The sequence below is a fragment of the Pseudomonas sp. D47 genome (assembly GCF_045447305.1).
GTDB lineage: Bacteria > Pseudomonadota > Gammaproteobacteria > Pseudomonadales > Pseudomonadaceae > Aquipseudomonas.
The window spans coordinates 1-15,460 of the sequence record NZ_JBJGXU010000039.1; the positions used below are offsets into that span (position 1 = coordinate 1).

Consider the following 15,460-nt stretch of genomic DNA (forward strand, 5'->3'; position numbering starts at 1 on the left):
GGCATGTAGGGGGATTGGGGTTAGGCTGTTGCGAATAGATCGAATTGCGGTACCGGGGTGTCGCGGATGGTGGCCGCTTCGACGATCCGTTGTTTGGCGGTTTCGAAGTAACGGGCGTCCTGCTCAATGCCGATGAACTGTCGCCGCAGGTTCATGCAGGCAACGCCTGTGGTACCGCTACCCATTGTGTTGTCGAGTACGACACCTCCCTGATCGGAGTATGTGCTGATCAAAAACTCCATCCATGCCACGGGCTTTTGGGTTGGGTGATAGCTGGCGGTTTGCTTGTCGCTGGAAAAGAACTGCACCGACCGCGGGTACCGCTCTGTCGAATCGTATTCGGTCAGGTTCAGCGCCTTCCCGTAGCATTCCGACTCCACCGACTTGCGCTTAGATGTCTTGCGCTCATGGCCCGTGGTCATGCGAGGGTTGTACACCGGTTGCTTGCGGTAGAAGACCTGGGCACTTTCGTGCGCCCGCAGTGGTTGCTTCTTGGCATTGAGGAAACCCGTGGCCGCGCCTTTCTCCCAGATCCATTCGTACTTGTAATGTTTCGGGTTGCTCGCCACCAGCATCGATGCGAACGGTTGGGCCGCGCACAACACGATTGCGGCTTCCGGCTTGGCGATCCGCAAGTACTCTCGCCAGAGCGGCTCGAGCGGGATGATGGTGTCCCAGGCGCACTGGGTGGTGCCGTAGGGAAGGTCAGCCAGCACCATGTCGACGCTGGCGTCTGGCAAATGTTTCATGACCTGCAGGCAGTCACCGAGGTAAAGCGAGTACTCACTCATGGCCTCGGCCCCTTGTAGATGAAGACGTAGGCGAACCAGAGGGTGGCGATCATGGCGTCACCGGTTCGGCCAGCGCCCAGCATATCTGCCGGGCATATGGTGTTGGCACTCGCTTAACCTCGCCGGCTTTCTCCAGGCGCTGCAGCTGGCGGCGAACCCAGTCTGTTTTCAGGTCCTTGTGACCGTCCATGGCCAGGCCATTTCGGATGACATAGGTCATCTGCTGGGAGCCCCAGGTGATGATCTGGCCCTTGATTTCGGCGTCGGTTGGTTTTGGGTTGTTGGTCATGATCAGTCTCCCCAGTACGACATGTCTTCGTCTACCGCCTCAGCCGGCGACATTTCCCAGTCGTCGGCGTATGCCTCGTAAAGCGATGCAACCATGCCCCAATCTGCCCAGCCAGCGCGTCGCTGCATGTACAGGTAAGCGCGCAATTTCCAGATGAAAGCTTTCATAAATCACCTCAGCAAGTCAGTTGTGCCAGTGCCAGCAGGCACCAGCAGTAGGCGGGGAGTTGTGTCATATCAGCCTTCTTCATTGCAGCAATCAGGACAGTCGCGCGGGAACTTACCGCCGCTGCCTCTGATTGTTTTCTTGTCCATACACGTCGTACAGGTCACGCCCTCACCACCATCTGCTTGCTTGAGTGCGGCGTCTTCTTCCCCGAGCGCATCCCATATGATCGTCAGCAGTGCATCCTGAGACGCTTGAGGGCCATTGATTGGAAGTCCGATCAGCGCAGATAAGGCATGCATCGCTTGCTCCAGCACATCCGCCCGCTCATCCGCTGCGGTCAGGCGCTGTTGCAGATCCTGGCCATTGCGCAACTCTGACTCGCGCTGCTGCTCCAGGCTTTCGACCTGTTCGTCGCGCTGGTTGAGCAGCAGTTGCAGGGCGTCACGCTCGGCGGTTACGCGGTCGAAGTCCGAAGCCAAAACCATTTCAACCGCACCCATGAAATACCGCTTAACCTCACTCATGATCAGCCTCCGACTCAAATTGAGCATTCATCAATTCAGCGATTTTGTCAGCGCTGACTACCGCCAGGGTTTCAGAGCAGTTGTTGCAGCCCAGGACAAAAGAGCACTGCACGTCGTGAGTGTTCAGCCGGTTGTGCAGAATACCGTTAGGGACTGTCTTGTTCGCAAACCAGAACAGGTCGGTGCTGTCGCATGCCTTGCATTTGGTGACACTGCTAGCCTTGACCATGATCAGCCTCCGGCTTTGCGGTGGTGGATAGCAGCGCTTCGGTTTCCGAAAAACACTCTGAAAGATTTCGCATATTGCCCAGATGAATAGACCACTTGTAGAGCAGTGCATCCCGCTCGGCCAACTGGGCGCGCAGCCGCTCAACCTCGCCCGCATCGGCGTGGGTGAATAGCTCGCGTATCGGCCAGGTGCCGTCCGCGACAGTATCCTGATAGTGACGTTCGTTCATGAACCCGAACCACTTACCGTCGCGATCTTGGAACTGGTAAGCCACAGGCTGCGCAGCTTGCGGCGATGCAGGGGCGGCGCGGGTATTCCACATATCGACATGATCTTGCGCCAACTCCCTGAAGTCGCGACTGATCGGACCAAGTACAGAGCAGCGATGCATGAAACTGTACATCTCATGCTTGAAGTGTTTTGTCAGAACTGGCTTTTCACCGCAAAACGGGCACGGCTCCAGCTTCATCTCTTCCTTGCTCATCACTCACCCCTTCTTCAATTGGTCGCCGGACTGCCCGGCCTTCACGCATTCCGATTCCTGCACAAGCATCCGAAGGCGTTCCCTTTGTCGCTGAGGACACCGGGGACGTTTTCCCAGACGATAACGCTGGCGGGCTGTCGAAGTAGTGGCTCTTGATGTGAGAGCCGCGCCTTACTCGACCTTGGTTGCTGACCTCGTAGTCCGGCCAATCCGATATCCGTCGCCATTGCTCTTCAGGCATATTCAATCCTCAGGAAGTGACATAAATACGGCGGACAGGGCGCGCGAACCGCTCGTAGCCCTTGGCGTGGTAGTTGAGCCAGCCACCTACAAAGACCACGCTGTAGGCGAGGTCGGCGGAGCGCTGCGAACTCAGCCAGTGGTAGCGGTCTTCGCGCAGCTCCACCAGGCCATCGGCCTTGGCCGCCATCAGCAGTTGACCCTCAAGGCAAGACGGGATGAGGCCATCCAGCTCCAGGGCCTTGATGGCGATCACGCTGCCAGCCTCGGCCATCGCCCTGGTGCCGGTGCGCAGTTGCTGCCAAACTTCGGTGTTCTGCTCAACGTCATGCCACTGCCGATTCATCGGAGCACTCCCTGATCAGCTGCTGCTGGTTTTCATCGGTCATGGAGTATCGGGCCAGCACTGCGTCGAGGTTGCCATCGCGTTTGTAAGCCGCTTTGGCATTGGTCCAGGGACGCACGTTGTCGGGTGTCAGCCACGCAACTACCGGCGCCTTGGGGCTGATCCGCAGACCTTCCATCACCTCGCGGCCGAACTTCACGTTCGAATCCACGTACACGGTGATCTTTATCCCCTGCCAGTCCTCAATGAACGGCGAGTTGGTCAGCGCCTTCATGGTCTTGCTGTTGGTGACGTTGAGGATCATCGGCTTGAGCTTTTCACCTGGGCGGATGTCACGTTCGACGAAGTAGGCCGTGTTGAACATATCCTTGGTCTTCTTCGTCTTGTCCTGTTCAAGCTTGACGTGGGACACGGTGAAGGTCATGTGACCGACGATGTCGGCACTGCTCAAGTAGGGGCTGTTGAAGGCCTTCTTGAAGTGGGTTTTCGATTCGTTGGACACGATTGCTCTCCGCGCCACCGGAGAGGGGCGCTGTGAAGGGGGTTATTGGGTGGCTTTGGCGATGGCTTGTTCGAAGCGCGCAGCAAGCCCGGCGTTCACCTCGGCTTTCTCGGTGCTTTCAGCAGTACCCTTGGCACGGTGCAAGGCCTCGTAATGGCGCAGCGTTCCGGCAGCGACAATCAGATCAGCCAGAAGGCCTGGAGCCTGGGCGATCAACTTCGCGTCAGCTTCTTCGTAGACCCAATCGACGACTTGTTCCTGGTCATCGTTGAAGTCGATGGCGAAAGCGCGCTGGCCGGGCACATTGCTGTGGCGCACCTCGCGGACAGTCCACGGTGCGGGAGTATGCTTTTTCATGGTGTTTACCTATTGAGTGATTCGATCAGCGAGGGCGCTGAGCAACATAAGGAAGGTGCAGACGGATAGGGCGGAGAAGGAGCCGCGCCAGATGAGTAGGCGCCGGGTGCGCTGGTTGGTAGTCATCCGGAAGACCCCATCATGTCGTCACCGAAGCACTCGCCGTTGCAGACCTCACTACCGCATTCACGGCACTGATCAAGTGGCTGCACATCCTGCTGGCAGTTTTCACCGCCGCAATGCGGGCATTTGGTTCCGGTCAGGTTGCCGTATGGGCCAACCCAATGAATGCCGTACCTGTTGCACTTGCTGCAAATCATGGTCATGGCGCCACCTTGCAAGTCCAGCGGCCCGCACACTTGCAAGGCTGCTCGATCCATTTCACGTCTACCAGAAACAAGAAGCCCTGATTTCTCAGGGCCTCGGCGATACCTTTGAATGATCCGGCGATGATGGTCATGCGGCCTCCTTGCGCCGGGCAACAATCTTGTTGAGGCGCCCGCAGTAGTGGTTGAATTCGGATATGGTGATGCGATCGTCTAGCATCATTTCGTTCAGCGTTTTCTGGATCATCAACGACCAACTGACTGGTGTTTGGCGATCCTCAAGCGTTTCAAGCTCTTCGCCGATAAGAACGTGCGCGCTCAAAGTCATAATTCGTCATCCTCGGCCTGGGCAGCCAGTGCGTCATTTGCCAATGGCTCGACAAGAGCCTGAGCGATGATCCTGAGCTGTTCTTTGGGATCGGCTACCGCCAGCAGGTCCTCGGCGCCATCGCGGGCCAGGAAGCGGTCACCAAGCAGCCCAGCAATTACCATTTCGCCAATGGCGCATGGGCTCTTGCTGTCACTGTTAATTGCGAACTGCTCGACCTCGGCAGCAAAGGCTTTGAACGTCACGCCCTGCGCGGAATGCAGGCGGCGCTTGAACTGCACGTCGCTGCGCCGATCAACCAGCGTTTCCACCGCGTTGTCGATCCACTCCTTGCGGGCTATCTCCACCGCCGACTCGCTCACTGGAGGCGGCAACTGAGCGTCGTAACGCTCCTGGCATATCTTCAATGCTGTGTTCATGGTCGCCTCCAGAGTGGCGTTATTCGGTGGGCGGGGAGAGAAATGGCTGCCAGTGCGTTACCCGGTGCTCGAAGCGCGAGCCGTCCGGATAGCGCCAGTCGATGCCGTTCCAGTAGAGGAAGCGCGATCCATTGGCGAACCGTTGCGCTTCCCTCGCTGGGGTGTAGGCAATGGCGTGGTGCTTGCCTCCACCCTTCGGCAGATCGGGCAGCCTGTCGCTGCACTTGATCCAATCGCTCATGGCGACCTCCAGTGTTTGGGGTTAGGCGGAGCGTGCAGCGAGCATTGCGTCGGCCATCGCATAGGACGCGGCAGCTACGTAAGAAATTGCGCGAGAGTCGTTGCTGTCGATCATGCTGGGGCTCGCTGAAAACCCCTGCATGGCCTTTGCGGCGAAGTAGTCGCGCAGGCTCATGGCGTATGCCGTTGGTGTCGATGAAGCAACGATCAGTCGCATGAAGCCGGAGAAGTTCGAGCAGTTCTGCCAGATCCTGGCCGTTCTCGATTTGAAGGTCGTGCCGAAGGCGATGCAGTGCTTCGACAAGCGAGATATCGAAACCCTTCTGCATCAGGCCAAGCGGTACATGGAGCTGATCCAGAACGTCGATCAGTTGCAAGAGGAATAACTATGGCCAGCAGATCGGCGCATCCAGCGGAAAGTGTGAACAAGGTCATTGACCGGGTTTTGTTGACCCTGGGCGAGTCAGGTCCGGTGCTGGCAGGAACAAAAGAATTCCATATGCAGGAAGCAATGCAGGCGGCGGCAATGATCCGAAGCCTCTACAGCGACGTAGCCAAGAAAAAAGCCCGCAAAGACTGTGTAAGTCATTTGCGGGCTTCTTTGTCTCGTTCGGCTGCAACCGAAACGAGCATTTCAAATATCAGGACGAATTAAGTATGAGCAATATCATCCCACTTCGCAATACCGGGGGATTTACCCGGATGGAAAACAAGCTCATCGAGGCCTTGATGGTTGTCGATCTGCCTGGGCGCGAATTGAAGGTAGCGCTGTACGTTGCCAGAGCCACCATAGGCTATCAGGTGACCGAAGCGCGAATCCAGGCTACCGAGATATCCAAGGCGACCAACATTCATCCTGACGTAGCTTCCAAGGCCATCAGCCATCTACTGAAGCGCCGCATCCTGTATCGGGTTGGCGGAGCGCGTGGCGATATCGGTATCAGCGACCCTTCTGAGTGGGTCTTCTACGACAACAAAAAAGAATGTCCGAATCAGACCATATCGTCCGACTCGGATCATTCGGGCCGAGTCGTCAGCATTGCGAGACAGACCAAATCCGACGACTCCCTTCTTTATACAAAGAAAGAACCCCTAGTAACTGTTTCTACGAAACAGATTACTGCCCCCCAAGGGGCTCAACCCACCCAGTCTGAAATCAAAATCGAAAAACCGGCATCGCTGGTTTCGTTCGATGGCGAAGATTTCGAAGTTGACGCCACCCTGATCACAAAATGGGCAGAAGCCTACTCGCCGATTGACGTTGAGGCGGAAATCAAACGTGCCGCCGCTTGGGCCAGCGGGAGCAAGCCGAAGAAGAACTGGCGCCGGTTCCTGGTCAACTGGCTTGGGAGTGAGTTCAAGAAAAACCCGAGCGGCGCCTCGGAGGCTGGCGTGCCGGTGGACAAGATCATCGACCTGTACCACAAGGTCTGCCCGAGCCTGCCAGCCGTCACCGTGACGAGCGACAAGGTGCTGCGCAGCATGATCGCCGAACGCTGGAACGAATCCCCTTCGCACCAGAGCGGCCAGGGTTTCTGGCTCCAGTTTTTCCAGAAGGCTAACAACCGCAGCCAGATTTTCTTCCGTGGTGCCAATGTTGCCCCGCGCCTTGAATCGCTGGTCAGTCGTGCCGTCTTCCGTGAAATCTCGGAGGCCGCGCAATGATCGAACTTCATAGCCTTGAGGCCGAACATGGCGTTATCGGCGCCATGCTTTGCCAACCGCACCTGATCGACGTGCTGAGCGACCAGTTATCCGCTGACGCATTTTCATGGGACGACAATGCCGAGCTGTACCGCCTGATCCTCGAAATGCACGCTGACGGTCAGCCGGTTGACGTGGTGACGCTTCACGACCGCCGTTCAGAGCTTGCCAGTGGCGTTCGGGTAATGGCGTATGCCGCTGAGATTCAGTCGAATACGGCCAGCGTTGCTAACGCCATGACTTACGCCAAGATCATCCGAGAGCGCGCCGTGTGCCGCCTGATGTCTTCTGCTGCCGCCAGAATCAACGAGGTCGCTCACGAGGAAGCGAGCATCGAAGACAAAATCTCCCTGGCCCAATCCATCGTGCTCGGCCTGGACAGCAGCGGTAGCGATGGCGAGTGCCAGATGATCGGCGACATCCTGATCGATCACGTCGAGGTGCTGCAGGTGCGGCTGGACCGGTTTGCGGCAGGCGTGACCATCGACGGTCTCGGTACAGGGATTCCAGATCTGGACGGTTACACCCAGGGGCTCAAGTCCGGCCAGATGATCGTGGTCGCCGGACGCCCGGCAATGGGCAAGACAACCCTGGCCATGAACATCGCCGCCGACGTGGCCATAAACCAGAAAAAGCCCGTGCTGGTCATCAGCCTGGAGATGAGCAAGACCCAGCTCATGGATCGGCTGCTTGCGGCAGTAGGCGGCATACCGCTCCCTTCGCTGAAAACAGGCGAGTGCAGCAACGACTACTCGACAGAGTTGAACGCAGCGGTGCTGAGGCTTCGTGATGCGCCCATAGCGGTGTCTGACGTGCCAGTTATGACCATGCCTCGCATCCGCTCCATTGCGCGCCGCCAGTCGCACCGCATGGGCTCTCTCGGCCTTGTGGTCATCGACTATCTCGGCCTTGTGGAAGGCGAGGGCAAAGGGCGCACCGAAGACGTTACCGCCATGTCTCGACAGATCAAACTCCTGGCCCGTGAGCTGGATTGCCCGGTGATCATCCTGTCCCAGCTCAATCGCGGTTGCGAAGGGCGCCCAGACAAGCGCCCGGTCCTCAGCGATCTGCGCGAATCCGGCGCCATTGAGCAAGACGCTGACATCGTGATGTTCGTGTACCGCGACGAGGTTTATCACCCGAACACCCAGGACAAGGGTATTGGCGAAATTCTCATCCGCAAAAACCGGGATGGAGAGATCGGCATGGTCCCGACCGCCTTCCAGGGTGCTAAGTCTCGATTCCTGCCGCTGGCCAACCACGCCCGCCAAGACAACGTCGTGAAGGTGAATTTCTGATGAGAGAGCGCAGAGCGATCTATCACCACAACGGCTACCGCCTTCGCTCCTACACCGAGCTTATGTGGGCCCGCCTCTTGGAAGCGTCCGGAATCTTCTACCTATACGAGCCGGACCTTGTCCGCGTCGACGAGGGTTACTACCTCCCGGACTTCTGGTTGCCGAACGCGGGAATTTACCTTGAAGTGAAAGGTAAGGAGCCAACGCCCGAGGAAGTCCAGAAGGCTGATGCAGTAATGGCGCGGACCGGCAAAGAGGTCATGTTTCTTATCGGGCTGCCTGAGTCCGACCGAGGCGGGCTGTTCAATTGCGGGCTCCTTATGCGTGGCGCAAACGGCTGGCACCACAACATCTCCCCCATCGATCTCCAGTGCCTGGTGCGTGATTACGTCAGCCCCGAAGCAGCGGCACGCATGTCGCTCTCAGTGCAGAAGGACGACATGGATTACGTGCGTCCAATCGGCGAAATCATGGAGGAAATGTTCCTGGTTCGCGCGGACCGCTCAGACATGGAGCGCGTGCTCCGCGAAACGCATGCCGAGGCAAACGCCCAGCGCTTAACCCTCATGCCCGAGCCAACCATTTGCGAGACGGCACTGAAGTCATTTCTCGATCGCCAAATATTTCGGACTTCTCAACGGGGCGCAGCATGACTACCAAATTCCAAATTGGAGCCGCTTGCACCTGTGCAGGCTTTGGCATTGGCGTGTTCTGCGTCCTGATCACAATGGCGGTGACGGCATGAGCAATCACACGAAAGAAGAATGGCTGGTAGATCGCCAGGACTATTGCGTCTGCGTAATGCGAGATGGCGAGCCCCTTGAGATCGCCACCATTGGCGCCATGGATCACAACGGCGTCAAGTTTGTGATTGGCGACGAGTCGTGGGCAAACGCATACCTGATGCGCACCGCGCCAGAGCTGCTCAAGACCCTCGAAGCGATGATGTCCAAGGCCTACAAGCAGAATTGGAACGACCAGTATCCCGAGTTGCTGGAGCAGGCCGAGAAGGTCATTGCGCTGGCTAAGGCTGGATCTGCGCCGGGTGATGGTGGTGAGTCACTGGAGCAAGGGCTATGACATACGTCCGCGAACAAACATCCGCAGAGCTTGCCGCACACATTCGCAGCTTGCAAAAAATGGCTGGCTGGTTCGATCCGCTTTCCGACCGACTCTGGCAAGAGGTTGAAGCACTCCAGGCCGAAGTCGCAGGCCTCAAGACCGGCTACGAAGCCTACGAGCGGGTGAATGCTGAGCTGAGGGCTGAGTGCGAGGCGCTGCGTAAGGCTCTGGCCGAGTGCTCCGACTCCCTGTATGGCGAAATGCTCCAGAAGTTTGGCGGCCAACTGCCAGACGACATGCACCCCGTAACCCGTCGCCTGTACGAGCGGGACATGGCCTCTGTAACCGAAGCGCGCGCCGCCATGGGCAAGGGAGAGCAGCCATGAAGATCCCGACCTTCAATCCGAAAGGTATTCGGCCGTGGATGATCAAGTATCAGCTTGCGGCCCGCGCCTTCTGCTTGGTGATGCTCCCGGCTTCCCCATTCATTTTCGCTGCCGTGATCCTTTGGGAGAACCGAAGCGGCTTCGCAGAAATGAAGATGCTTGCCAAGGCTGCTTTCTTGCCGTGGAAGGTGAGGACATGACCGATAAGATCAGCGTCAACTGCCGCTCCATGCTTGCCGAGGCTATCACCCGAATGTCCAAGATGTTCGAGGACAAGCACTTTGTGGTGGTGAGCCTTCGCCCAGGCAAGGACCGCACCCTGGACCAGAACCGGCTGTGGTTCGCCATGTACAAGCGCATCGCCGAGATGACCCAGATCGGTGACGCAGGGGAGGCCCGCAAGTACTGCAAGCTGCACATCGGCGTGCAGATCCTGCTGAACGAGGACGCCGGGTTCCAGGCCGAGTGGTACCGGGTGATGCGACATCTACCCTACCTGGGGCGAAATGACCACGCACCTGCTGTATCCGAAAGGCAGCGTGGCTGGCTTCCAGCACCGCAATCTTGGCGAAGACACCGTCAAGGACGCGGTTGGCGGTGAGTACCAGGCCTATCGCGACCACTTCAAGTGGGACATTGGCATGTCGGTACGTGACTGGCGTGCAAACTCGCGCATCGCCAACATCGATGTAACTGCTCTGACCGCTGACGGCGCGACTGGCACCAAGCTGATCGAGCAGATGATCAAGGCCTACTACCTTCTGGAAAACCCGATGCAGGGCGAAGGCCGCACGGTCATCTACGCCAACCGCACCCTGCAGACCTTCCTGCACCTGCAGGCCATGAACTCCAAGAACGTGAACCTGACTATCGGCGAATACGCCGGCAAGAAGATCCCCGAGTTCCTGGGCATCCCAATCAAGCGTGTTGACGCACTGCTGAACACCGAAGCCCGCGTAGTCTAACGACTGCGTGGTTTTCCCCCATCTCGGAGAAACCATCATGCTTTTCGACGCAAAGCTGCTCATGTCGAGCGCCCAGGTAATCACTGCCACGGCTGCATCGACCGACATCATCGACCGTGGCGACACCAAGGACGTTGGCCGCGCTGGTGATATTCCGCTGCTGATCCAGGTTGTTGAGGCATTCAATACCTTGACCAGTCTGACCATCGACCTGCAGACCGATGACAACTCGGCGTTCAGCTCGCCGCGGTCGCTGTATTCGGTTGTGGTGCCACTGGCCGACCTGAAGCTGGGTTACCAGACCCCCGTCATCACCCTGCCGCAGAAGACTGAACGTTTCCTGCGCCTCAACTACACCGTGACCGGCACCGCGCCTACTTTGGGCAAGGTAACTGCCGGCGTGGTCGCTGGAGTGCAGACCAATGCCTAAGCAATATGAGGTGCTGGAGCTGTCGTTTATCAACGGCCAGCTCTATCAGCCAGGTGAAAAGCTGGTGCTCGAAATCGACAGCCCTGGCGGCAACCTGAAACAGCTGGGCTCCCGCGCTTCGGCTGCCGGCAACGCTGGTACTGATGCGGCGGCAGCCGAGTACACCGCCAAGCACAATGGCGGCGGCCGCTTCATCATCCTCGACAAGGCTGGCGAGCGTTTTGGCGAGTTCACCGGCAACAAGGATGAAACTGAAACAGAAGCTGCTCGCCTGAACGCTGGCGGCGATGCTGGCGGCGATGCTGCCGGCAACGCTGGTACTGAGCAGGGCCCCGGTAACCTTCCTGACGCCTGACCACCAGAAACAACCTTCAGGGCCCTTCGGGGCCCTTTTCTTTTCCTGAGGTTCCCAAATGTCCAGCGACGTAGAGATCTGCAACATCGCATTGTCGCGGGTTGCCTACACCCAGCCAATCGTGTCGTTCACGGAAAAGAGCAAGGCCGCTGAACTGTGCCGGGTGTTTTATGGCCCGCTGCGCGAACTGGTGTTGCAGGCGTTCCCCTGGCCGTTCGCGGAATCCATTGTTGCACTGGCAAGCCTGGGCAGTCCTTCGCCTGGCTGGGCCTATCGTTATCGCTACCCGTCAGACTGTTTGCAGGTGCGGGACATCGTGCAGCCAGGCTGGCGTCGGGCGCTGTCAGTCGACCAGCAGATCCCATTCAGGATTGGGTATGGCGCCGGGGGTCGAGTGATTCACACCGATCAGCCTGAGGCGGCATGCCGTTTCACCTTCAAGGTCGAGGACTCAACGTTCTTCGATCCGCAGTTCGCTGACGCGCTGGCCTGGCGCTTGGCAATGGATCTGGCGTTGCCGCTCAGCTCCAAGTCAGACCTACAGCAGTTTGCGGCCCAGCAATACCAGATGGCCCTGACCCTGGCCGAGGGCTCCGCCTTCGAAGAGTCCCAGGACGATGCAGAGCCGGAGTCTGAATTTATTACGGTGCGAGCATGAGCGGAATACTTCAACCGACCTTCGCGGCGGGCGAGCTGTCGCCATCGGCCAGCGCTCGTACCGACATTGCCCGTTACTACACCGGTCTGAAACTGTGCCGCAACTTCATGGTGATGCCATACGGTGGCGTGCGTAACCGGGCTGGCACTCGCCTAGTGGCCGAGGTCAAGGATTCAACCAAGCGCTGCCGGTTGATCCCGTTCCAGTTCAATGACGTGCAGACCTACGTGCTTGCGTTCAGCGACCTGAACATGCGGGTTATCAAGGATGGCGGACAGGTCCTATACAGCTCAGGTCCAAGCATCGGTCAACCCTTCGAACTCGCGCTGCCGTACACACAGAACGACTTGAGCTTGCTCAGCTTCACCCAGTCCGCCGACGTAATGACGTTCGCCCAGCCGCTCTATAAGCCACGAGAGTTAAACCGCCTGGCGCACGACAACTGGACCACCGCCGAAATCAACCTGGCCCCGCGCATTGCTGCTCCAGCATCCGCTACGGCAGTCTCCGGCGGCGGCACTGGTGTTGCCCAGACTTGGCGCTACCAGGTCACCGCGGTACTGGATGATGGGAACACCCTGGACGAGTCACTTCCGGCCACTTCCAACACAATCACTAGCCATGCCGACATTGCCTCGGCAACCATTACTTGGGCCGCTGTTACCGGCGCGACGTACTACATCGTCTATAAGGACAATGCTGGCGCAGGCATCTACGGCTTTATCGGTCGCGCCACTGGCACCACCTTCACCGACCAGAACATCACCGCCGTCAAGACTGACACGCCACCGAACGGCAATGACCCGTTCGTGGGTACCGGCAATTACCCGGGCGCCGTGGTGTATTACCAGCAGCGCTTGATATTCGCCGGTAGCGATTTGAAGCCGCAGACGGTATGGACCAGTAAAACCGGGCTGTTCAAGAACTTCGGTTACTCGGTGCCGAACAAGGATGATGACGCTATCACCTTCACCCTGAGCAGCAACAAGGTAAATCGGGTTCGCCACCTGCTTGGCCTGCGCAAGCTTATTGCACTCACCACTGGCGCAGAGTTCACCATTGCTGGCGGCGATACCGGGCTGTCAGCCAAGACTGTCCAGGCAAGCCCAGAGGGTTACGACGGTTCGTCTATCGTCCCACCAGTGGTGGTGGGCAACAGTGCCGTATATGTCCAGGCGCGCGGCAACCGGGTGTCCTCCTTCGGATACTCGCTGAATGCTGATGGGTTCTCTGCTGATGACCTGACGCTGTTCAGTGCGCACTTGTTCAAGGGCAAAGAGCTGACGAACGTTGCGTACCAGAAGGTCCCCGACTCGATTGTCTGGTATGTGCGCGACGACGGCGTGCTGCTGGGCATGACCTACGTACCGGAACAGCAACTGGTTGGCTGGCACTGGCACGACACAGACGGTTTCGTTGAGTCCATTGCGTGCATCCCCGAGGGCCAGGAGGATGTTTTGTACATGGTGGTGCGCCGCAACATCAACGGCGTGCAGAAACGGTATATCGAACGCATGGCCAGCCGGCAGATCACCAGCATTGAAGACGCGTTCTTCGTCGATTGCGGGTTGACTTACGACGGCCGCAACACTGACACAACCAAGACCATGACCCTATCCGGTGGCACGGCCTGGGGCTTCCCTGAGGTGGTCACCATGACAGCCGTGGGGCACGCACCGTTTACGGTCGGTAGCGTTGGTGTCAATTACTCGCTTAAGGCGGTCGTCACTGACGCGAACGGCGATCAGACCACCGAGATAGTCCGGGTTGAGGTGGTTGGATACACCAGCACTAGCGTTGTCACGGTGAAGCTGTTGATCATCTGCCCGGCGTCGTTACGGGGAGTGGCTGTTTCAAAGTGGGCGCGCCAGGTTAAAACGCTGTCCGGCCTGGGGCATCTTGAAGGCAAGACCGTTTCCATACTTGCAGACGGCAGCGTTCACCCTCAGCGCGTTGTGTCGGGTGGCTCCATTGTTCTGCAAGAGGCTGCCGGCATCGTACACGTCGGCCTGCAGTACACCTCAGATATGGAAACACTCGACCTCGAGCTTAAAAACGCAAACGAGACGGTTCTGGACAAGAAGATTGCAGTGACCAGTCTCACCATACGCGTTGAAGAATCGCGGGGCATCTTCGCAGGCAAGGACAAAAACCACCTGTACGAGTGCAAGACCGACCGTGACGAGTATGAGCCGCCCATTGATCTGCTCACCGGCCAGGCCGAAATCCCAATTTCCAACGATTGGGGTGGCAAGGGTAGGGTGTTCATCCGTCAAACCGACCCGCTCCCATTGTCTGTCCTTGCGGTGATTCCAGAGGTGACCATTGGCGGTCGCTGATGTTTTGCCCATTGAGCCCGAAGACATCTCGGTAATCCTGCGCGATGTGCGCCAGGCCGATATCGATGAAATCGTCGAAGGGCTCGGCGTATCCCTGGAGCTGGAGCTTCTGGAAGGCATCACCGGCAGCCTTAACGCCCGAAAGATCGTGGTGGATGGGCATATCGTCGCGGTATTCGGCGATGCAGTGCACAGCGTTCTTGGCTCTATAGGTGTGCCTTGGCTGATCAGCACCACCCACGTAGAGCGCCATGCACGCGCCTTCCTCAAGGTCTGCAAGCCGGAGGTGCAGGAGATGCTGACGCGCCACCATCACCTAATTAACTACGTAGACGCCCGCAATACTTCGGCTATTCGCTGGCTGAAATGGCTGGGCTTCGACTTTGGAGAGGCCGTCCCGTATGGACCTAAGCGCCTGCCGTTCTACCCCTTTACGCTGAATCGAGAGGAATAACTCATGTGCTGGATGGCTTTGATACCCGTTGCTATTGGCCTTGCCGGTAGCATGATGCAGGCCCAGGGGCAGAAGCAGAACGCCGGGTTCCAGTCGGACATGATGCAGCAGAACGCTGGCTTCAAACGGCAGACGGCCCAAGAAGTCCTGAATGCCGGCGACACGTCTGCAGACTGGCAGCGCGTGCGCACTGGGCAGGCGATTGGCACCCAGCGCAGCGTGCAGGCCGCCAACGGAATTGACGTGAATAGTGGCAGCGCTGCACAACTGCAAGATGACGCCGCAATGCTCGGCGAGCTGGACGCCCTAACGATCCAGAACAACGCTGCGCGCGAGGCATACGGCTACCGCGTGCAGGCCAGGCAAGACATGCTCAACGCCAACCAGACCGTGCAGAACGGTAACACTGCCGCCATGGGCTCAATCCTCGGCGGTATCGGCGGCGCCTTCGGTTCATTCGCGGGGGCTCGATAATGCCACGGGTACCGACTTACGAAACTGCTCAGGTCCAGCAGCAGCCAACCCGGCCCATTCAGCTGCAAGGCGTTGCGCCTGATACCACATCT

General features: G+C 58.3%; 29 protein-coding genes and 2 pseudogenes. 16 read left to right on the plus strand and 15 right to left on the minus strand.

All coding sequences use genetic code 11. The features are described from left to right. Positions 1-20: 20 nt before the first annotated feature. The 15 genes and pseudogenes from ACI77I_RS21870 to ACI77I_RS21940 all read right to left on the minus strand — a co-directional run bounded on the left by ACI77I_RS21870 (position 21) and on the right by ACI77I_RS21940 (position 5,418). The gene (locus ACI77I_RS21870) at positions 21-791 is read right to left on the minus strand and encodes a DNA-methyltransferase (RefSeq protein WP_406998395.1); all 771 of its coding nucleotides are present in this window, start codon (positions 789-791) and stop codon (positions 21-23) included. A 49-nt stretch (positions 792-840) separates the two neighbouring features. Continuing rightward, positions 841-1,080 (minus strand): hypothetical protein, encoded by a 240-nt coding sequence (locus ACI77I_RS21875; protein ID WP_406998396.1) that lies wholly within the window; start codon positions 1,078-1,080, stop codon positions 841-843. Positions 1,081-1,082: 2 nt separating this feature from the next. Continuing rightward, positions 1,083-1,247 carry a hypothetical protein gene (locus tag ACI77I_RS21880; protein ID WP_406998397.1) on the minus strand — a complete coding sequence of 55 codons (165 nt, stop codon included), beginning with the start codon at positions 1,245-1,247 and terminating at the stop codon, positions 1,083-1,085. 69 nt (positions 1,248-1,316) lie between these two features. Then, positions 1,317-1,772, minus strand: a complete 456-nt coding sequence (locus ACI77I_RS21885) for a hypothetical protein (RefSeq protein ID WP_406998398.1) — start codon at positions 1,770-1,772, stop codon at positions 1,317-1,319. Further along, positions 1,765-2,001 (minus strand): hypothetical protein, encoded by a 237-nt coding sequence (locus ACI77I_RS21890; protein WP_406998399.1) that lies wholly within the window; start codon positions 1,999-2,001, stop codon positions 1,765-1,767. Before ACI77I_RS21890 ends, ACI77I_RS21885 begins: the two co-directional genes overlap by 8 nt. Beyond that, on the minus strand, positions 1,988-2,485 hold the full coding sequence (locus tag ACI77I_RS21895; protein WP_406998400.1) for a Lar family restriction alleviation protein: 498 nt from the start codon (positions 2,483-2,485) through the stop codon (positions 1,988-1,990). Before ACI77I_RS21895 ends, ACI77I_RS21890 begins: the two co-directional genes overlap by 14 nt. A 166-nt stretch (positions 2,486-2,651) precedes the next feature. Beyond that, positions 2,652-2,726, minus strand: a pseudogene (locus ACI77I_RS21900) (NUMOD4 domain-containing protein); the annotation flags it as partial. A gap of 9 nt (positions 2,727-2,735) precedes the next feature. Then, positions 2,736-3,071, minus strand: coding sequence for a hypothetical protein (locus ACI77I_RS21905; RefSeq protein ID WP_406998401.1), 336 nt, complete (start codon positions 3,069-3,071; stop codon positions 2,736-2,738). Then, a complete protein-coding gene (locus tag ACI77I_RS21910) occupies positions 3,052-3,573 on the minus strand; it encodes a hypothetical protein (protein ID WP_406998402.1) in 522 nt (173 codons plus the stop codon). Before ACI77I_RS21910 ends, ACI77I_RS21905 begins: the two co-directional genes overlap by 20 nt. A gap of 42 nt (positions 3,574-3,615) precedes the next feature. Next, a complete protein-coding gene (locus tag ACI77I_RS21915) occupies positions 3,616-3,930 on the minus strand; it encodes a hypothetical protein (RefSeq protein ID WP_406998403.1) in 315 nt (104 codons plus the stop codon). Between the two features lie 322 nt (positions 3,931-4,252). After that, positions 4,253-4,390 carry a hypothetical protein gene (locus tag ACI77I_RS21920; RefSeq protein WP_406998404.1) on the minus strand — a complete coding sequence of 46 codons (138 nt, stop codon included), beginning with the start codon at positions 4,388-4,390 and terminating at the stop codon, positions 4,253-4,255. Next, positions 4,387-4,578, minus strand: coding sequence for a hypothetical protein (locus tag ACI77I_RS21925; protein ID WP_406998438.1), 192 nt, complete (start codon positions 4,576-4,578; stop codon positions 4,387-4,389). The genes ACI77I_RS21920 and ACI77I_RS21925 overlap by 4 nt, the downstream gene beginning before the upstream one ends. A 2-nt stretch (positions 4,579-4,580) precedes the next feature. Next, the gene (locus tag ACI77I_RS21930) at positions 4,581-5,003 is read right to left on the minus strand and encodes a hypothetical protein (protein ID WP_406998405.1); all 423 of its coding nucleotides are present in this window, start codon (positions 5,001-5,003) and stop codon (positions 4,581-4,583) included. Between the two features lie 19 nt (positions 5,004-5,022). Beyond that, on the minus strand, positions 5,023-5,244 hold the full coding sequence (locus ACI77I_RS21935) for a DUF551 domain-containing protein (protein WP_406998406.1): 222 nt from the start codon (positions 5,242-5,244) through the stop codon (positions 5,023-5,025). Between the two features lie 21 nt (positions 5,245-5,265). Continuing rightward, on the minus strand, positions 5,266-5,418 hold the full coding sequence (locus tag ACI77I_RS21940) for a hypothetical protein (RefSeq protein ID WP_406998407.1): 153 nt from the start codon (positions 5,416-5,418) through the stop codon (positions 5,266-5,268). A gap of 40 nt (positions 5,419-5,458) precedes the next feature. Here ACI77I_RS21940 and ACI77I_RS21945 point away from each other — a divergent pair, with 40 nt between their 5' ends. The 16 genes and pseudogenes from ACI77I_RS21945 to ACI77I_RS22020 all read left to right on the plus strand — a co-directional run bounded on the left by ACI77I_RS21945 (position 5,459) and on the right by ACI77I_RS22020 (position 15,368). Beyond that, entirely contained in the window at positions 5,459-5,629 is a 171-nt protein-coding gene (locus ACI77I_RS21945; RefSeq protein WP_406998408.1) for a hypothetical protein, read from the plus strand. A gap of 2 nt (positions 5,630-5,631) precedes the next feature. Beyond that, positions 5,632-5,898, plus strand: a complete 267-nt coding sequence (locus ACI77I_RS21950; protein ID WP_406998409.1) for a hypothetical protein — start codon at positions 5,632-5,634, stop codon at positions 5,896-5,898. 2 nt (positions 5,899-5,900) lie between these two features. Further along, a complete protein-coding gene (locus tag ACI77I_RS21955) occupies positions 5,901-6,908 on the plus strand; it encodes a replication protein (protein WP_406998410.1) in 1,008 nt (335 codons plus the stop codon). Beyond that, positions 6,905-8,245 carry a replicative DNA helicase gene (dnaB, locus tag ACI77I_RS21960; protein ID WP_406998411.1) on the plus strand — a complete coding sequence of 447 codons (1,341 nt, stop codon included), beginning with the start codon at positions 6,905-6,907 and terminating at the stop codon, positions 8,243-8,245. The genes ACI77I_RS21955 and dnaB overlap by 4 nt, the downstream gene beginning before the upstream one ends. Next, positions 8,245-8,898 carry a hypothetical protein gene (locus ACI77I_RS21965; protein ID WP_406998412.1) on the plus strand — a complete coding sequence of 218 codons (654 nt, stop codon included), beginning with the start codon at positions 8,245-8,247 and terminating at the stop codon, positions 8,896-8,898. Before dnaB ends, ACI77I_RS21965 begins: the two co-directional genes overlap by 1 nt. Positions 8,899-8,986: 88 nt before the next feature. Then, entirely contained in the window at positions 8,987-9,325 is a 339-nt protein-coding gene (locus ACI77I_RS21970; RefSeq protein ID WP_406998413.1) for a hypothetical protein, read from the plus strand. After that, on the plus strand, positions 9,322-9,693 hold the full coding sequence (locus ACI77I_RS21975; RefSeq protein WP_406998414.1) for a hypothetical protein: 372 nt from the start codon (positions 9,322-9,324) through the stop codon (positions 9,691-9,693). Before ACI77I_RS21970 ends, ACI77I_RS21975 begins: the two co-directional genes overlap by 4 nt. Continuing rightward, positions 9,690-9,893, plus strand: coding sequence for a hypothetical protein (locus ACI77I_RS21980; RefSeq protein ID WP_406998415.1), 204 nt, complete (start codon positions 9,690-9,692; stop codon positions 9,891-9,893). The genes ACI77I_RS21975 and ACI77I_RS21980 overlap by 4 nt, the downstream gene beginning before the upstream one ends. Continuing rightward, positions 9,890-10,189: pseudogene (locus ACI77I_RS21985) on the plus strand (hypothetical protein); the annotation flags it as partial. The gene ACI77I_RS21980 and the pseudogene ACI77I_RS21985, both read left to right, overlap by 4 nt. Before the next feature lie 10 nt (positions 10,190-10,199). Next, positions 10,200-10,658, plus strand: coding sequence for a major capsid protein (locus tag ACI77I_RS21990; protein WP_406998416.1), 459 nt, complete (start codon positions 10,200-10,202; stop codon positions 10,656-10,658). A gap of 37 nt (positions 10,659-10,695) precedes the next feature. Then, positions 10,696-11,088 (plus strand): Bbp16 family capsid cement protein, encoded by a 393-nt coding sequence (locus tag ACI77I_RS21995; RefSeq protein ID WP_406998417.1) that lies wholly within the window; start codon positions 10,696-10,698, stop codon positions 11,086-11,088. Then, positions 11,081-11,443 carry a hypothetical protein gene (locus ACI77I_RS22000; protein ID WP_406998418.1) on the plus strand — a complete coding sequence of 121 codons (363 nt, stop codon included), beginning with the start codon at positions 11,081-11,083 and terminating at the stop codon, positions 11,441-11,443. Before ACI77I_RS21995 ends, ACI77I_RS22000 begins: the two co-directional genes overlap by 8 nt. 58 nt (positions 11,444-11,501) lie before the next feature. Further along, positions 11,502-12,101: a hypothetical protein gene (locus ACI77I_RS22005; protein WP_406998419.1), complete on the plus strand. Its 600-nt coding sequence runs from the start codon at positions 11,502-11,504 to the stop codon at positions 12,099-12,101. Next, a complete protein-coding gene (locus tag ACI77I_RS22010) occupies positions 12,098-14,440 on the plus strand; it encodes a hypothetical protein (RefSeq protein ID WP_406998420.1) in 2,343 nt (780 codons plus the stop codon). Before ACI77I_RS22005 ends, ACI77I_RS22010 begins: the two co-directional genes overlap by 4 nt. Positions 14,441-14,444: 4 nt before the next feature. Continuing rightward, the gene (locus ACI77I_RS22015) at positions 14,445-14,894 is read left to right on the plus strand and encodes a phage protein Gp13 family protein (RefSeq protein ID WP_406998421.1); all 450 of its coding nucleotides are present in this window, start codon (positions 14,445-14,447) and stop codon (positions 14,892-14,894) included. Between the two features lie 3 nt (positions 14,895-14,897). Next, positions 14,898-15,368, plus strand: a complete 471-nt coding sequence (locus ACI77I_RS22020; protein ID WP_406998422.1) for a hypothetical protein — start codon at positions 14,898-14,900, stop codon at positions 15,366-15,368. Positions 15,369-15,460 lie beyond the last annotated feature (92 nt).

Excerpts from the sequence above, each read along its gene's own strand:
- ACI77I_RS21870 (WP_406998395.1), bottom strand. The coding sequence starts at position 791 with ATGAGTGAGTACTCGCTTTACCTCGGTGACTGCCTGCAGGTCATGAAA.
- ACI77I_RS21875 (WP_406998396.1), bottom strand. The coding sequence starts at position 1,080 with ATGACCAACAACCCAAAACCAACCGACGCCGAAATCAAGGGCCAGATC.
- ACI77I_RS21880 (WP_406998397.1), bottom strand. The coding sequence starts at position 1,247 with ATGAAAGCTTTCATCTGGAAATTGCGCGCTTACCTGTACATGCAGCGA.
- ACI77I_RS21885 (WP_406998398.1), bottom strand. The coding sequence starts at position 1,772 with ATGAGTGAGGTTAAGCGGTATTTCATGGGTGCGGTTGAAATGGTTTTG.
- ACI77I_RS21890 (WP_406998399.1), bottom strand. The coding sequence starts at position 2,001 with ATGGTCAAGGCTAGCAGTGTCACCAAATGCAAGGCATGCGACAGCACC.
- ACI77I_RS21895 (WP_406998400.1), bottom strand. The coding sequence starts at position 2,485 with ATGAGCAAGGAAGAGATGAAGCTGGAGCCGTGCCCGTTTTGCGGTGAA.
- ACI77I_RS21905 (WP_406998401.1), bottom strand. The coding sequence starts at position 3,071 with ATGAATCGGCAGTGGCATGACGTTGAGCAGAACACCGAAGTTTGGCAG.
- ACI77I_RS21915 (WP_406998403.1), bottom strand. The coding sequence starts at position 3,930 with ATGAAAAAGCATACTCCCGCACCGTGGACTGTCCGCGAGGTGCGCCAC.
- ACI77I_RS21920 (WP_406998404.1), bottom strand. The coding sequence starts at position 4,390 with ATGACCATCATCGCCGGATCATTCAAAGGTATCGCCGAGGCCCTGAGA.
- ACI77I_RS21930 (WP_406998405.1), bottom strand. The coding sequence starts at position 5,003 with ATGAACACAGCATTGAAGATATGCCAGGAGCGTTACGACGCTCAGTTG.
- ACI77I_RS21935 (WP_406998406.1), bottom strand. The coding sequence starts at position 5,244 with ATGAGCGATTGGATCAAGTGCAGCGACAGGCTGCCCGATCTGCCGAAG.
- ACI77I_RS21940 (WP_406998407.1), bottom strand. The coding sequence starts at position 5,418 with ATGAGCCTGCGCGACTACTTCGCCGCAAAGGCCATGCAGGGGTTTTCA.
- ACI77I_RS21945 (WP_406998408.1), top strand. The coding sequence starts at position 5,459 with ATGAAGCCGGAGAAGTTCGAGCAGTTCTGCCAGATCCTGGCCGTTCTC.
- ACI77I_RS21950 (WP_406998409.1), top strand. The coding sequence starts at position 5,632 with ATGGCCAGCAGATCGGCGCATCCAGCGGAAAGTGTGAACAAGGTCATT.
- ACI77I_RS21955 (WP_406998410.1), top strand. The coding sequence starts at position 5,901 with ATGAGCAATATCATCCCACTTCGCAATACCGGGGGATTTACCCGGATG.
- dnaB (WP_406998411.1), top strand. The coding sequence starts at position 6,905 with ATGATCGAACTTCATAGCCTTGAGGCCGAACATGGCGTTATCGGCGCC.
- ACI77I_RS21965 (WP_406998412.1), top strand. The coding sequence starts at position 8,245 with ATGAGAGAGCGCAGAGCGATCTATCACCACAACGGCTACCGCCTTCGC.
- ACI77I_RS21970 (WP_406998413.1), top strand. The coding sequence starts at position 8,987 with ATGAGCAATCACACGAAAGAAGAATGGCTGGTAGATCGCCAGGACTAT.
- ACI77I_RS21975 (WP_406998414.1), top strand. The coding sequence starts at position 9,322 with ATGACATACGTCCGCGAACAAACATCCGCAGAGCTTGCCGCACACATT.
- ACI77I_RS21980 (WP_406998415.1), top strand. The coding sequence starts at position 9,690 with ATGAAGATCCCGACCTTCAATCCGAAAGGTATTCGGCCGTGGATGATC.
- ACI77I_RS21990 (WP_406998416.1), top strand. The coding sequence starts at position 10,200 with ATGACCACGCACCTGCTGTATCCGAAAGGCAGCGTGGCTGGCTTCCAG.
- ACI77I_RS21995 (WP_406998417.1), top strand. The coding sequence starts at position 10,696 with ATGCTTTTCGACGCAAAGCTGCTCATGTCGAGCGCCCAGGTAATCACT.
- ACI77I_RS22000 (WP_406998418.1), top strand. The coding sequence starts at position 11,081 with ATGCCTAAGCAATATGAGGTGCTGGAGCTGTCGTTTATCAACGGCCAG.
- ACI77I_RS22005 (WP_406998419.1), top strand. The coding sequence starts at position 11,502 with ATGTCCAGCGACGTAGAGATCTGCAACATCGCATTGTCGCGGGTTGCC.
- ACI77I_RS22010 (WP_406998420.1), top strand. The coding sequence starts at position 12,098 with ATGAGCGGAATACTTCAACCGACCTTCGCGGCGGGCGAGCTGTCGCCA.
- ACI77I_RS22020 (WP_406998422.1), top strand. The coding sequence starts at position 14,898 with ATGTGCTGGATGGCTTTGATACCCGTTGCTATTGGCCTTGCCGGTAGC.